At 73.6% G+C, this 14000-nt stretch carries 16 protein-coding genes; 10 read left to right on the top strand and 6 right to left on the bottom strand.

Annotation, left to right across the window (positions count from 1 at the left end):
• Positions 1-134 precede the first annotated feature (134 nt).
• Positions 135-548 (bottom strand): DUF5709 domain-containing protein, encoded by a 414-nt coding sequence (locus Q6350_RS01050; protein ID WP_304602513.1) that lies wholly within the window; start codon positions 546-548, stop codon positions 135-137.
• Between the two features lie 252 nt (positions 549-800).
• Between Q6350_RS01050 and rplM the strand changes: the two genes are divergently transcribed.
• From rplM to Q6350_RS01025, 5 genes are all read left to right on the top strand, one after another.
• On the top strand, positions 801-1250 hold the full coding sequence (gene rplM, locus Q6350_RS01045) for a 50S ribosomal protein L13 (protein ID WP_171246384.1): 450 nt from the start codon (positions 801-803) through the stop codon (positions 1248-1250).
• 29 nt (positions 1251-1279) lie between these two features.
• Positions 1280-1768, top strand: coding sequence for a 30S ribosomal protein S9 (rpsI, locus tag Q6350_RS01040; protein ID WP_171246383.1), 489 nt, complete (start codon positions 1280-1282; stop codon positions 1766-1768).
• Positions 1769-1907: 139 nt separating this feature from the next.
• Positions 1908-3272 (top strand): phosphoglucosamine mutase, encoded by a 1365-nt coding sequence (glmM, locus tag Q6350_RS01035; protein WP_305064756.1) that lies wholly within the window; start codon positions 1908-1910, stop codon positions 3270-3272.
• A complete protein-coding gene (locus Q6350_RS01030) occupies positions 3269-3946 on the top strand; it encodes a peptide deformylase (protein WP_369810803.1) in 678 nt (225 codons plus the stop codon). The genes glmM and Q6350_RS01030 overlap by 4 nt, the downstream gene beginning before the upstream one ends.
• Positions 3947-4141: 195 nt before the next feature.
• Positions 4142-4837, top strand: coding sequence for a DedA family protein (locus Q6350_RS01025; RefSeq protein WP_304606773.1), 696 nt, complete (start codon positions 4142-4144; stop codon positions 4835-4837).
• On the opposite strand, the gene coaA is transcribed toward Q6350_RS01025, so the two are convergent.
• A complete protein-coding gene (gene coaA, locus Q6350_RS01020) occupies positions 4823-5782 on the bottom strand; it encodes a type I pantothenate kinase (protein ID WP_304603075.1) in 960 nt (319 codons plus the stop codon). The two genes, Q6350_RS01025 and coaA, sit on opposite strands and share 15 nt — an antisense overlap.
• A 179-nt stretch (positions 5783-5961) precedes the next feature.
• Between coaA and glmS the strand changes: the two genes are divergently transcribed.
• The 3 genes from glmS (at position 5962) to Q6350_RS01005 (ending at position 8658) form a co-directional block, all read left to right on the top strand.
• Entirely contained in the window at positions 5962-7860 is a 1899-nt protein-coding gene (gene glmS, locus Q6350_RS01015; RefSeq protein ID WP_305064753.1) for a glutamine--fructose-6-phosphate transaminase (isomerizing), read from the top strand.
• A gap of 97 nt (positions 7861-7957) precedes the next feature.
• The gene (locus Q6350_RS01010) at positions 7958-8311 is read left to right on the top strand and encodes a pyrophosphatase (RefSeq protein ID WP_171246378.1); all 354 of its coding nucleotides are present in this window, start codon (positions 7958-7960) and stop codon (positions 8309-8311) included.
• Positions 8308-8658 (top strand): holo-ACP synthase, encoded by a 351-nt coding sequence (locus Q6350_RS01005; RefSeq protein ID WP_171246377.1) that lies wholly within the window; start codon positions 8308-8310, stop codon positions 8656-8658. Before Q6350_RS01010 ends, Q6350_RS01005 begins: the two co-directional genes overlap by 4 nt.
• Positions 8659-8751: 93 nt before the next feature.
• Here Q6350_RS01005 and Q6350_RS01000 read toward each other — a convergent pair whose 3' ends face one another.
• On the bottom strand, positions 8752-9807 hold the full coding sequence (locus Q6350_RS01000; RefSeq protein ID WP_305064752.1) for a TIGR03560 family F420-dependent LLM class oxidoreductase: 1056 nt from the start codon (positions 9805-9807) through the stop codon (positions 8752-8754).
• 96 nt (positions 9808-9903) lie between these two features.
• Here Q6350_RS01000 and Q6350_RS00995 point away from each other — a divergent pair, with 96 nt between their 5' ends.
• Together Q6350_RS00995 and Q6350_RS00990 are read left to right on the top strand one after the other, a co-directional pair.
• On the top strand, positions 9904-11532 hold the full coding sequence (locus Q6350_RS00995; protein WP_305064750.1) for an NAD(P)H-hydrate dehydratase: 1629 nt from the start codon (positions 9904-9906) through the stop codon (positions 11530-11532).
• A 5-nt stretch (positions 11533-11537) separates the two neighbouring features.
• Entirely contained in the window at positions 11538-12056 is a 519-nt protein-coding gene (locus Q6350_RS00990; protein ID WP_305065738.1) for a GNAT family N-acetyltransferase, read from the top strand.
• Here the strand turns inward: Q6350_RS00990 and Q6350_RS00985 are convergent.
• Genes Q6350_RS00985 through Q6350_RS00975 form a run of 3 tightly spaced genes read right to left on the bottom strand, consistent with a single transcriptional unit; the run spans position 12031 to position 13993 of the window.
• Positions 12031-12513, bottom strand: a complete 483-nt coding sequence (locus Q6350_RS00985) for a glutathione peroxidase (protein WP_304606776.1) — start codon at positions 12511-12513, stop codon at positions 12031-12033. The genes Q6350_RS00990 and Q6350_RS00985 overlap by 26 nt on opposite strands.
• An 8-nt stretch (positions 12514-12521) precedes the next feature.
• Entirely contained in the window at positions 12522-13364 is an 843-nt protein-coding gene (locus Q6350_RS00980) for a cytochrome c biogenesis CcdA family protein (RefSeq protein ID WP_304606880.1), read from the bottom strand.
• 5 nt (positions 13365-13369) lie between these two features.
• Positions 13370-13993, bottom strand: a complete 624-nt coding sequence (locus Q6350_RS00975; RefSeq protein WP_304602507.1) for a redoxin family protein — start codon at positions 13991-13993, stop codon at positions 13370-13372.
• Between the last annotated feature and the right edge of the window lie 7 nt (positions 13994-14000).

Raw genomic sequence — 14000 nt, 5'->3', positions numbered from 1 at the left:
CGGCCAGAGCTCCGGGGATGGTCGACTGGGGGAGCCCGTCCTCCGGGGGCATCGCGACCCCGGCTGCGCGCACCGGCGTGCCGGGGTCGCGCTGTTCCCTCACGGCGTCGTGCGGCGTGGCTCGCGGTCCGGGCCTACGGCTCCTCGACCCAGTGCACGGCGGCCTCCTCGGCGCTCGCACCCGCCCCGTCGACGCCGGCGTCGGTGCCGTACAGGTCGTTGGACCGGTAGCCGTCCTGGCTGGGGTCGGCGTCGTCGTCGGCCACGAGCCGCCCGGCCCGCGTGGTGTCGGGGTGGGTCAGCGGGTCGCGCTCCCAGTCGTCGGGCTGCTCCTCCGCCAGCCGCTGGTCCAGCGGCTCACCCGTGATCTCCTCCCAGGCCGTCTCGCCCCAGTGGTTCGCCCGCGGTCGTTCCGGCGGGGAGTACCCCTCGTCGAGGATGTTCTCGGTGCCCCGGTCGAGCAGGGTGTCCTCCGCCGACAGCTGGTCGTTGTCGCCCTCGGCCAGGGTCTCCGGGTCAGGTCTGGTGCCCGTCGTGTCCTCGCTCATGCCTTCTACCGTGCACCCCCGCACCGAAGTCTGCAGCCCGGACCGGACGTGACCGAGGTCGCTTTGCCCTCGCTGGAACGCACCGCTAAACTGAACAGTCGTTGTGCTATGCCCCAGCGTCCGCGTGGTCGGCGATCCCACCGCCAGACCGCGCACGGCCAGGACGCCTCCGGGGCACCCGCGCACAACAGCTGTCTTCATCGGGCGGCGCTTCTCGCCCGACGACACCGAACATGAAAAGGTGACGCAACCGTGCGTACTTACACCCCGAAGCCCGGCGACATCCAGCGTGACTGGTACGTCGTCGACGCCTCTGACGTCGTGCTGGGCCGTCTGGCCAGCCAGGTCGCCACGCTCCTGCGCGGGAAGCACAAGCCGACCTTCGCCCCGCACGTGGACGGCGGCGACTTCGTCGTCGTCATCAACGCGGACAAGGTGGCGCTCTCCGGCAACAAGCACGAGAAGAAGCGGGCCTACCGCCACTCCGGCTACCCGGGTGGCCTGAGCTCCATCTCGTACGGCGAGCTGCTCGAGAAGGACCCCGAGCGGGCCGTCGAGAAGGCCGTGCGCGGCATGCTGCCGAAGACCAAGCTCGCCCGCGAGCAGCTCAAGAAGCTGAAGGTCTACCGCGGCGCGGAGCACCCGCACGCGGCGCAGCAGCCGAAGCCGTTCGAGATCACCCAGCTGTCGCAGCAGGCCTGAGCCGCTGCCCGTTGAGCGAAGGAATACCTGTGGCTGACACCACCGTCGACACCGAGCTGGACGAGAACACGCCCAGCAACTACACCACCGAGACCGAGGCCCCCGTGGCCAACAGCGGTCAGTCCATCACCGCCCCGGGCCAGGCCCTCGGCCGCCGCAAGGAGGCCGTCGCGCGCGTCCGCCTCGTGCCGGGTTCCGGTGAGTGGAAGATCAACGGTCGCACCCTCGAGCAGTACTTCCCGAACAAGGTGCACCAGCAGCTCGTCAACGACCCGCTGAAGCTGGTCGAGGTCGAGGGCCGCTTCGACGTCATCGCCCGCATCGGCGGCGGTGGCCCCTCGGGCCAGGCCGGTGCGCTGCGTCTCGCGATCGCCCGCGCCCTGAACGAGATCGACCGCGAGGCCAACCGTGCCGCCCTCAAGAAGGCCGGCTTCCTCACCCGCGACGACCGCGCGGTGGAGAGCAAGAAGGCTGGTCTCAAGAAGGCCCGCAAGGCCCCGCAGTACTCGAAGCGCTGATCGCCGACGCTTCACCCGTACGGCCCCGTCGGTCCGCCCGACGGGGCCGTTCGCGTGCCCGGCGACCCCTCGTCACCGGGACCGGCGCGGCGGACCCCGCCACGCCGACTAGGATCGACCGGGTGTCCAAGGAGGACTGATGGGACGACTTTTCGGCACGGACGGTGTCCGTGGCCTGGCCAACCGTGACGTGACCGTCGAGCTCGCGCTCGACCTGGGCAGCGCGGCCGCCGACGTGCTCGGCCGGCGCACCGACACCGTCGGGCACCGCCCCAAGGCGGTCGTCGGGCGGGACCCGCGCGCCTCGGGCGAGTTCCTGTCGGCCGCGGTCTCGGCCGGGCTCGCCGGGTCGGGCGTCGACGTCGTCGACCTCGGCGTGGTCCCGACCCCCGCGCTCGCCTACCTCGTCAGCGCCATGCAGGCCGACCTCGGCGTCATGGTCTCCGCCTCCCACAACCCGATGCCGGACAACGGCATCAAGTTCTTCGCCCGCGGGGGACGGAAGCTGGACGACGGCGTCGAGGACGAGATCGAGGCGCTCCTGGGCACCAGCCGGGTGCGGCCCACCGGAGCCGACGTCGGCCGGATGCGGACCGACGCCGGCCTGGCGACCCGCGAGTACGTCGACCACGTGACGGCCAGCATCGGCACGACGCCCGACCACCGGCCGCTGGACGGCCTGCGCATCGCCGTGGACGCCGCCAACGGCGCCGCCAGCCAGGTCGGCCCCGAGGCCCTGCGCGAGGCCGGGGCCGACGTCGTGGTCATCAACGCCAGCCCCGACGGCCGCAACATCAACGAGAAGGCCGGCTCGACGCACCCCGAGCAGCTGCAGGCCGTGGTCGTGGCCGCCGAGGCCGACTTCGGCGTGGCCTTCGACGGCGACGCCGACCGCTGCCTGGCCGTCGACCACGGCGGTGTGCTCGTCGACGGGGACCAGATCCTCGGCATCCTGGCCAAGTCGCTGCGCGAGGGCGGGCATCTGCCGCACGACACCCTCGTGGTCACCGTGATGAGCAACCTCGGCCTGCTGCTGGCCATGCGTGACGCCGGGATCACCACGCGCCAGACCGCCGTCGGCGACCGCTACGTGCTGGAGGACATGCGCGCGGGCGGTTTCGGCCTCGGTGGTGAGCAGTCGGGGCACATCATCCTGGCCGAGCACGCCACGACCGGTGACGGCGTGCTCACCGCCCTGCACCTGGCCGCACGCGTCAAGGCCTCCGGCAAGCGCCTGGCCGACCTCGCGGGCGAGATCCCGCGGTTGCCGCAGACGCTGATCAACGTCAAGGACGTCGACAAGACCCGCGCGAGCACCGACGAGCGCGTGGTCGAGGCCGTGGCGGCCTCCGAGGCGGTCCTCGGCGAGACGGGCCGTGTCCTGCTGCGCCCCTCGGGCACCGAGCCGGTCGTCCGGGTCATGGTCGAGGCCGCCAGCCAGGCGCAGGCGGACGGCGTCGCGGAACGGCTCGCCGCCGTGGTGCGGGAGCAGCTCGCCCTGTGACCGGCTGGCCGGGCCCCGTCGTGCCGGAGCTCGCCGCGGCCGTCGCCGACCTGCTCGACGTGGCCGACCGGCAGCCCGAGCAGCCCGGCGTGCTGCCGGTCGTCCAGGCCGGGGACCCGGTGCTGCGCCGCACGGCGGCGCCCTACACCGGTCAGCTCGGCGACGTCCTGCCGCGGCTGCTGGAGGCGATGCGCCGCACCATGCACGCCGCACCGGGCGTCGGCCTCGCCGCCCCGCAGATCGGCATCGGGCTGGCGATCGCGGTCTGCGAGGACGCCGGGGTCCCCGACGACCCGCGCGACCGGGGGCCGCTGCCGTACCGCGTGCTGGTGAACCCGCGCTACGAGCCCGTGGGCGAGGACGCCCCGGCGCCGGACGCCGCGTTCTACGAGGGATGCCTGTCCGTGGACGGCTGGCAGGCGGTCGTGGCGCGGCCCCGGCACGTCCGGCTGACGTGCCGCGACGAGCACGGCGCACCCGTGCAGGAGGTCCTGTCCGGGTGGCCGGCGCGCATCGTGCAGCACGAGACCGACCACCTCGCCGGCCGGCTCTACCTCGACCGGGCCGAGACGCGGTCGCTGGCCACGACCGAGAACCTGCTGCGGCACTTCGGCGCGGACCCGGACCCCGGTCGCGCCGCGCGGGCGCTCGGGTTCGAGCTGCCCGACCGGTGAGGGGGCCCGCCCTGCGGGGCTGCTCGTCGAGGTCGCGGGACGGGTCCGTGAATCCCCTGTGAACGTTCGTGGCGCGAGCGCTCCCGAGGGCGTCGGGGGACGGCCCCGGCCCGCCGGGCCCCCTACGCTGGTTCCCGGGCACCGGACGGTGCCACGGGACACCGGGACCGCCCGGCCGACGAACCGAGGGATCGCGTGCCAGGACTGACGACGCTGCTGGGGCAGATCGAGGGATGGATCCTCGAGATCGCCGCGTCGGTGTGGATCTACCCGGCCATGTTCGCGTCGGCCTTCATCGACGGTTTCTTCCCCCCGGTGCCCAGCGAGTCGGTCCTCGTCACCCTCGTGATCTCCGCCCAGGCCACCGGCCTGCCCTGGCTGTGGCTGATCATCCCCATCGCCGGCATCGGCGCCTGGTGCGGCGACAACCTCGCCTACGTCCTCGGCCGACGGGTCGGCACCGACCGGATCGGCATGCTGCGTTCCCGCCGCGGACGGAAGGCCGTCTCGTGGGCGCGCCGGGCGCTGGCCCGTCGGGGCGCGGTGTTCATCATCGCCGCCCGCTACATCCCCGTGGGCCGCGTCGCGGTCAACATGACGGCCGGCGCCGTCGGCTACCCGCAGCGCCGGTTCATGATCTTCTCCGGCATCGCCGCGGTGCTCTGGTCGGCCTACTCGACCCTCATCGGCGTCGCCGCGGCGGGCGTGCTCGGGCACGACCCGCTGCTGGCCATGGCGGTCGGGGTCGTCGGCGGCGGGCTGCTCGGCCTCCTCGTCGACCGGGTCGTCCAGCTCTTCACCCCGCGCGAAGAGGTGCTGGAGGAGATGCGCGAGCAGGCGCCGCTGCCGCAGGAGGTCGGCGTCGGCGCCGACGACTCAGAGCTTGCGTAGCCGGACCCGCTGGACCGAGTGGTCCGCACCCTTGCTCATGACGAGCGTGGCGCGGCTGCGGGTCGGCAGGACGTTCTGCTCGAGGTTGACGGCGTTGATCGTCTCCCAGATGTGCAGCGCCCGCTGCGTCGCCTCGGCGTCCGACAGCTCGGCGTAGCGGCGGAAGTAGGACTCGGGTCGGCTGAACGCCGTGCGGCGCAGCTTGAGGAAGCGGTCCACGTACCACTGGCGGATCGTGCGGGTGCGGGCGTCGACGTAGATCGAGAAGTCGAAGAAGTCGCTGACCGCGACGGTCGACTCGTCGATCGAGGAGTACCGTGCCGGCTGCAGCACGTTGAGGCCCTCGACGATGAGCACGTCGGGGCGGCGCACGACGGTCCGCTCGCCCGGCACGATGTCGTAGGTCACGTGGGAGTACACCGGGGCGCGCACCTCGGCCTGCCCCGCCTTGATCCGGGACAGGAACCGGATGAGCGCACGGCGGTCGTAGGACTCGGGGAACCCCTTGCGGGTCATGAGACCGCGCCGCTCCAGCTCGGCGTTCGGGTAGAGGAACCCGTCGGTGGTGATCAGCTCGACGTGCGGCGTCTCGGGCCAGCGCGCCATCATCTCGCGCAGCACGCGTGCCGTCGTCGACTTGCCCACCGCGACCGACCCCGCGACACCGATCACGTACGGGGTACGGGGCGGGTCCTCGCCGAGGAAGGTCGACGTCGCCCGGTGCAGCCCGCCGGTCGCCGTGACGTACAGGTTGAGCAGCCGGGACAGCGGCCGGTAGATGGCGTCGACCTCGGCCAGGTCGATCGGGTCGTCGAGGCCCCGCAACCGCTCGACGTCCTCGTCGGTGAGCGGCAGCGGCGTCTGCTCGGACAGCCGGCTCCACGCCGCCCGGTCGAAGTCGACGTACGGCGAGACGGGGGCGAACCGGGACAGGTGCTCGCTCAGCGGGTGCGGCGGAACCGGGGCGCCCGCCGGGCTGGACTGGCTCGCGAAGGTCACAGGAACGATTCTGCCCGAGACGGGGGCGATGCCGACAATCCGGCCCCCGGCAGGTGCCGCCGCCGGGTCTCGTCCGGGTCCCGCGGGCACCGGCGCGGACCGGGTGCGCGGGTAGACTCCGCGGCATGTGTGGCATCGTCGGATACGCCGGGGCGCGCTCTGCAGGAGCGGACGCCGTCGCCGGAGACCTGGGCGCGAACGAGCGCCCGCTGGAAGTCGCCCTCGCCGGGCTGAAGCGGCTCGAGTACCGGGGCTACGACTCCGCCGGGGTCGCGCTGGTGGGCCCCGGGCGGGACGTGGCGGCTTTCGCCAAGAAGTCCGGCAAGCTCGACAACCTGGTCGGCGAGATCGCCCTGCACCCCCTGCCCCCCGCGACCGCCGCGATCGGGCACACGCGGTGGGCCACGCACGGTGGCCCCACCGACACCAACGCCCACCCGCACCTGGCCGACGGCGACCGGCTCGCCGTCATCCACAACGGCATCATCGAGAACTTCAGCGCCCTGCGGCAGGCGCTCACGGCGAGCGGCGTCGAGTTCCTCTCCGAGACCGACACCGAGGTCGCCGCACAGCTCCTGGCCCGCGAGTACCGCACGACCGGGGACCTCACCGCCGCGATGGCGGCCACGGCCCGGCAGCTCGACGGCACCTTCACGCTGCTCGCCGTGCACGCCGACGACCCCACGACGGTCGTCGGGGCGCGGCACGACTCGCCGCTCGTGGTCGGGCTCGGGGAGGGCGAGAACTTCCTCGGCTCCGACGTCGCCGCGTTCGTGGAGCACACGAAGGAGGCCCTCGAGCTGGGGCAGGACCAGATCGTCACGATCACCCCGGACGCGGTGACCGTCACCGACTTCGCGGGGAACCCCGCCGAGGGCAAGCGGTTCACCGTCGACTGGGACGCGGCCGCCGCCGAGAAGGGCGGCTTCGACTCCTTCATGGACAAGGAGATCCACGACCAGCCGCACGCCGTCGCCGACACGCTGCTCGGCCGCACGGACGCGGCGGGCCGCATCATCCTCGACGACCTGCGCATCGACGAGGCCGTGCTGCGCAGCGTCGACAAGATCATCGTCATCGCCTGCGGGACGGCCGCGTACGCCGGCCACGTCGCCAAGTACGCCATCGAGCACTGGTGCCGCATCCCGGTGGAGGTCGAGCTCGCCCACGAGTTCCGCTACCGCGACCCGATCGTCGACGAGCGCACCCTGGTGGTCGCGATCTCGCAGTCCGGCGAGACGATGGACACCCTGATGGCCGTCCGGCACGCCCGCGAGCAGGGTGCCAAGGTGCTCGCCATCGTCAACACGAACGGCTCGACGATCCCGCGCGAGTCCGACGCCGTGCTGTACACGCACGCCGGCCCGGAGATCGCCGTCGCCTCGACCAAGGCGTTCCTGGCGCAGATCACCGCGGCCTACATCCTCGGGCTGTACCTGGCCCAGCTGCGCGGCAACAAGTTCCCCGACGAGGTCGCCCAGCTCTTCGACGAGCTGCGCGACATGTCCCGCAAGGTGCAGACGGTCATCGAGCGCGGCGAGTACGTGCGGGCCACCGCACGCTCGATGGAGGCCGCCGACAAGGTCCTGTTCCTCGGCCGGCACGTCGGCTACCCCGTGGCGATGGAGGGGGCGCTCAAGCTCAAGGAGCTCGCCTACATCCACGCCGAGGGGTTCGCGGCCGGCGAGCTCAAGCACGGCCCCATCGCGCTCATCGACGAGGGTCAGCCGGTCTTCGTCGTCGTGCCGTCGCCGCGGGGCCGCGACCAGCTGCACTCCAAGGTGGTCTCCAACATCCAGGAGATCCGGGCGCGCGGCGCGCGCACGCTGGTGATCGCCGAGGACGGCGACGACGAGGTGCGCAAGTACGCCGACGAGGTCTTCTGGATCCCGCAGGCCCCGTCGCTGCTGCAGCCGCTGCTGGCCGTGGTGCCGCTGCAGATCTTCGCGATGGCGCTCGCCGGCGCCAAGGGCCTGGACGTGGACCAGCCCCGCAACCTGGCCAAGTCGGTCACGGTCGAGTGACGCGGGTGCCGGCGGGGCGGACGCGCCGTCCCGCCGAGCACCGCGCCGTCCGGCCTGCTCTCGCCGGACCGGCCGCCGGGAGGGCATGATCGGCACCATGGGCGACGCACGGACCCTCGCAGGGCTCGCGGACGAGATCGAGATCATCTCGCGGGTCTACGAGCGCGTGTTCGACGTGCCGCGCTCGGACGACTGGCTCGTCCTCAAGCTCCACGAGGAGGTCGGGGAGCTGACCCAGGCCTACCTGGCGCGTTCGGGGCGCTCGCGCGACCGGGGCGAGGACGCGGCCGCGGTCGACGCGGCCTTCCGCGCGGAGCTGGCCGACGTCCTCGGGATGCTGCTGCTCGTGGCGCGCCGGTTCGACGTCGACCTCGACGCCGAGGTGCAGCGCAAGTGGTTCCGCTGGCGGCACCTGGTGGAGCCGCAGGACGAGGAGGGTGTGCGCCGGTGATCATCGGGGTGGGGATCGACGTCGTGGACGTCGAGAGGTTCATGGCCACGTTGGAGCGGACCCCGCGGCTGCGGGAGAAGCTGTTCACGGAGGCCGAGCGCGACCTGCCGGCGTCGTCCCTGGCGGCGCGGTTCGCGGCCAAGGAGGCCATCGCCAAGGCCCTCGGCGCCCCGGGCACCATGCACTGGCACGACGCGACCGTGCACCGGGTGGTCGGCGGGCCGCCGCAGGTCGAGCTGCGCGGCTCGGTGCAGGCCCGGGCCGACGAGCTGGGGATCCGGCGCTGGCACCTGTCGATCTCGCACGACGCCGGGATCTCCTCGGCGATGGTGGTCGCCGAGGACTGACCTCCCCGCCCCGCCGACCATGCCGCCGGTGTCCGTCCGGCGAAGCCGACGGGCGGCCCGGGCATGTTCGGCGGAGAGGGCGAGGGCGGGGGATCAGTCCTGGAGCGCCGGGACGACCTGCCGCTGGAACAGCTCGATCTGGTCGCGGTCCCCGACGGCGTTGGCGAAGTACGTGATCGCGTACGTCATGCCGCGCGACTTCAGGTCCTGGAGCGTCTCGACGATCTGCTCCGGGGTGCCGACCAGCGGGCCGTTGCGCCAGTTGGCGATCTCCCGCTCCCCGGGCTCGCCGGGGGCGTACCGCGAGAAGTGGGACTCGACCCAGGCCAGCTTGTCGTCGATCTCGGCCTGGTTCTCGCCGATCACCACGTTGTAGTTGGCCGAGCGGGTGATCGCCCCGAAGTCGGTGCCGACGTCGGCGCAGTGCTGCTCCAGGATCCGGGACTTGTGGTCGAAGGCCTCCGGCTCGCCCGAGAAGTTCGTGTACTGCGCGTACTTCGCGGCGGTGCGCAGCGTCTTCTTCTCCCCGCCGCCCGCGATCCACAACGGGATGCTCGGGACCTCGGCGCCGCCGTCACCGACGGGCAGCTTCTGCAGCGGCTGCGGGTAGCACAGGGCGCCGTCGACCTGGTAGCGCTCGCCCTCGAAGGTGCCGGAGGAGCCGGTGCGCCACATGTTCGCCATGATCTGCACGCCCTCGTCGAGCGCGCGCAGGCGCTCGCCGGCCGACGGGAAGCCGTAGCCGTAGGCCCGCCACTCGTGCTCGTACCAGCCGGCGCCGATGCCCATCTCGACCCGGCCGCCCGAGATCGCGTCCACGGTGGAGGCGACCTTCGCCAGGTAGGTGGGCTCGCGATAGGCCATGCAGGTGCACATCTGGCCCAGGCGCACCCGCTGGGAGGCCGCCGCGAAGGCCGACATCAGCGACCAGGCCTCGTGGGTGGCCTCCGTGCTGGGCACCGGCACCGTGTGGAAGTGGTCGTAGACCCAGACCGACTCCCAGGCGAACTCACCCCCCGGGACCGCCTCGCCCGCGGCGGCGTTGTCGGCGTAGTGGAGGAGGGAGAGCATCGTCTCCCAGTGCTGCTCCGGCGGGACGTCCGTGAGCGACATCCGCCAGCCCTGCGGGATGAAGAGTCCGAATCGCATGCCGCCGAGCCTATTCCTCCACCGAGCCGGGCGCCGTCCGGCACCGTCGCGTGGCGCCGCTGCGAGTCGACCGGGGGAGACGGCATGATCGACGGCATGATCTCCGCGTGGTCCGCCGACGACGTCCGTGCCGCCGAGGAGCCGCTCCTCGCGGCGGGTACGCCCCTGATGGAGCGCGCCTCCTTCGCCCTGGCGACGCAGGTCCTTGCGGACCTGCGGGCCCGACGGCGGCACGTCCGCGGGGCGCGGGCCGCCCTGTTGGTCGGTGCCGGGAACAACGGTGGCGACACGCTGCACGCGGGCGCCGTGCTGGCCCGGCGAGGCGTCGCGGTGACGGCGGTGCTGACCGCCGAGCGGGTCCACAGCGAGGGGCTCGCCGCGCTGCGCGGCGCCGGGGGACGCGTCGTCGAGCTGGCCGCGGCACCCGACCGCGCCCCGGCGGTGGCGGCCGAGGTGTCGGCCGCCGACGTCGTGCTCGACGGGCTGCTCGGCATCGGTGCCCGCGGGGCCCTGCGCGGGACGGCTGCCGACCTCGTCACGGCTCTCGTCTCCCGCCTCGCTGTGGGTATGAGATCTGCAGGATCGGAACGTTCCGATCCTGCAGATCTCATACCCACAGCACCAGGGGCTGGTCGAGAGCGGGGGCGGCGGCCCTGGGCCGTCGCCGTCGACCTGCCGTCCGGGATCGGGGTGGACGACGGCACGCTGCCCGGACCGGTGCTGGCGGCGGACCGCACGGTCACCTTCGGCGTCGCCAAACCCGGTCTGCTGCTGCCACCCGCCGCCCGGGTGGTCGGCGAGGTCACCGTGGTCGACATCGGCCTCGAGCCCGTCGGTCCGCCGGCGGTGCGCCGCCTGGAGGCCGCCGACGTCGCCGTCTCCTGGCCGGTCCCCGGCCCGTCCGACCACAAGTACACCCGCGGGCTCGTCGGGCTCGTCGCCGGCACCGCCACGTACCCGGGTGCCGCGGTGCTCGCGGCCTCCGCCGCGGTGCGCACCGGCACGGGGATGGTGCGCTACCGCGGCTCCGACGCCGTGGCCCGGGCGGTCCTCGCGGCGCGTCCCGAGGTCGTCACCGCCACGGGACGTGTCCAGGCGTGGGTGGTCGGGCCCGGTGTCCCCACCACGCGCGACCGCGACGACCCGGCGGACGACGGGCAGCACGACCGCGGCCGGGGCGCCCTCGCGGTGGCACGGGGCGACCTGCCGGGGATGCCGTACGGACCGGTGCCCGCCGTCGTCGACGCGGGCGGTCTGCCGCTGCTGGGGGAGTCCAGCCCGCCGTGGTTCGTCCTCACCCCGCACGCCGGTGAGCTCGCGGGTCTGCTGCGGTCCCGGGGGGAGGACGTCCACCGGGACGACGTCGAGGCGGCGCCGCTGCGCTGGGCGCGACGCGCCCACGAGCTCACCGGGGCCACGGTGCTGCTCAAGGGCGGGGTGACGGTCGTCGCCGGCACCGAGGGCGCCTGGGCCCAGGCGGACGCCCCGGGATGGCTCGCCACGGCCGGTGCCGGGGACGTGCTCGCGGGGATCCTGGGCACGATGCTCGCCGCGCGCGCGACCGACGTCGTCGAGCGGCCGGCGCTCGCCGCCGAGGTCGCGGCTGCGGCCGCGCTGGTCCACGGGTTCGCCGCCGAACGCGCCAACCCCGGCGGCCCCGTCGCCGCCCTGGACGTCGCCGAGGCCGTGCCGGGCACGGTGTCCACGCTGCTCGGGCTCCGGTGACCGAGATGACCGCGGACTCGGCCGCGGCGGTGACCGTCCGCCCGGCCCACGAGGGCGACGTGCCGGCGATCGAGGAGGTCCAGGAGGCGGCCGGTCGTGCCGAGCTGCTCGACGGCGTCCGCGCGGCGGTGCCCGACCCGGAACGTCTCGTCCTGGTCGCCGAGGCGGAGGGGGCCGTGATCGGCTGGGCCAAGACCCACCTGTTCCGCTGGACGGACGGCGTCGCGCCGGCCGGGCACTACCTGGGCGGGGTGACCGTGACCCCGGCCTGGCGGCGCCGCGGCGTCGGGACGGCGTTGACCGCCACCCGGATGGACTGGCTCGCGGGCCGGGCCGCCCGGGTGTTCTACCTGGCCAACGCCCGCAACACCGCGTCGCTCGCGCTGCACCGGCGCTGGGGTTTCCACGAGGTGGTGCGCGCCCCGGTGCTGCACGGCGTGCGGTTCGCCGGCGGTGTCGGCGTGCTGCTGGCGGCCGACCTGCCCGGTCCCTGCGGGATCAGCGCGGGAGGTGGGCCTCGATGACCTCGACGATCTCGGGGTCGTCCGGCACGGTCTGGGGGGCGTAGCGGCGCACCTCGCCCCCGGGCAGCACGAGGAACTTCTCGAAGTTCCAGCGGATGCGGCCGTCGTGGCCGCCCGCGTCCGGGGTCTTCGTCAGCTCCTGGTACAGCGGGTGGGCCTTCCGGCCGTTGACCTTGACCTTGGACACCACGGGGAACGTCACCCCGTAGGTAGCGGAGCAGAACGCGGCGATCTTCTCGTCGCTGGACAGCTCCTGGAAGAACTGGTTGCTGGGGAACCCGACGACCGTGAAGCCGCGGTCGGCGTACTTCTGCTGCAGCTGCTCCAGGGCCGTGTACTGGGGGGTCAGGCCGCAGCGCGAGGCGACGTTGACGACCATCACCACGTCCTCGCGGTGCTCGGCCAGGGTCGCGGTGCTGCCGTCCATCCGGTCGAAGGGGATGTCGTAGAGGTCCATGGGCCCCATCATGCCCGGTGCCGGCGCCACCAGGTGAGGCCCCCCACCGAGGCCAGCACCACGAGGAGGACGACGAGCAGCCCGACCCAGCCGAGCCCCTCCGCCGCGGAGGCCAGCCACCGCTGGACGGCGGCGGCACCCTCGACCACCGGGTCCGTGCCGGCCCCGGCGTGCAGCACGCGCAGCTCCCAGAACCCGTACCACGCGACGTACAGCCCCGCGACGACGAGGATCCCGCCCCCGACCCGGGCGAGCACCGGTCCCGCCCCCCGGGCGCGGGAGACCACTCCGGCACCGGCCACGGCGACGACGACGGCGGCCGTGCCGACGAGCAGGGCCATGCCGGCCGCATAGGTGGCGAACAGGGCCACACCCTCTGCCACCGACCCGGCGCGGAAGGCCGTCACGACCACGGCGAGGAACGGGGCGATCGTGCAGGTGAGCGACGCCAGGGCGTAGGAAGCCCCGAACCCGACGACGGACCACCACCGGTCCGTGAGCGGCCGCCCGGACCCGGTGCGCAGCAGCCGCAGCCCGGGCAGCTCGCGCCCCGTCAGGACCCAGACGCCCGCCGCGGCGAGCACGACCCCGAGCACCAGGGTGAACACGGGCAGCCAGCGCTGGACCGAGCTGGCGACCGGGGCGACGACCAGCCCGAAGGCGCCGAACACCGCGACGAACCCGAGGGTGAGCGCCGCGGTCGAGCGCAGCGCACGGCCGACGGCGGCGGCCCGGCCGTCGTCGGGCCGGACCAGCGTCGCGAGATAGGCGGGCAGCAGCGCGAACCCGCACGGGTTCACGGCCGCGACCAGCCCGGCCCCGAGCGCGAGCGCGAACGCCCCGTCGAGCACGACGCTCAACCTGCGAGCTCGGCGACGACGGACTCGAGCTCGGAGCCCGGCACCTGACCCTCGAGGACGACCTCGCCCTCGGCGTCCAGGACGACGAACGTCGACTGCTGGGTCATGCCGAAGTGCTGCCAGACCTCACCGGCGTCGTCGACGAGGTGGGTCGGCCCGGCGATGTCGTTCTCGGCCATCTCACGGATCGTCTCGGCATCGTCCAGGCCGCCCACGCCGACCACCGCGACCTCGCCGTCGTACTCCTCGGCGAGGCCGGTGACGGTGGGGATCTGGCCGATGCAGGTCGGGCACCACGGTGCCCAGAACCACAGCACCGCCGGCGCCCCGGCCAGCTCGCTGCCCTCGAACGTCCCGCCCTCGAGCGTGGTGGCCGAGAAGTCGTACACCGGCGCGGCATCGCCCGACGCCATGTCGCCGGCGTCCTCGCCCTCCGACATCTCCTCCTCGGCCGCTGCGTCGTCCTCGGGACCGGACATCTCCGCGTCTGCCGACCCCTCCGACATCTCGGTGGTGGTCGACGCCCCGCCCGCCGAGGTGTCCTCCTCGGCGGCGCACCCCGCCGCGAGCAGGAGGGTCAGGGTCACGGCGGCCGTCGCCGCACCTCGTGTCGTTCGCATGCCCCCA

The organism is Isoptericola sp. b515 (genome assembly GCF_030588125.1).
Lineage (GTDB): Bacteria > Actinomycetota > Actinomycetes > Actinomycetales > Cellulomonadaceae > Isoptericola > Isoptericola sediminis.
The sequence above is the reverse complement of the archived record's forward strand: the minus strand, read 5'-3'. Positions and strand labels throughout refer to the sequence as shown.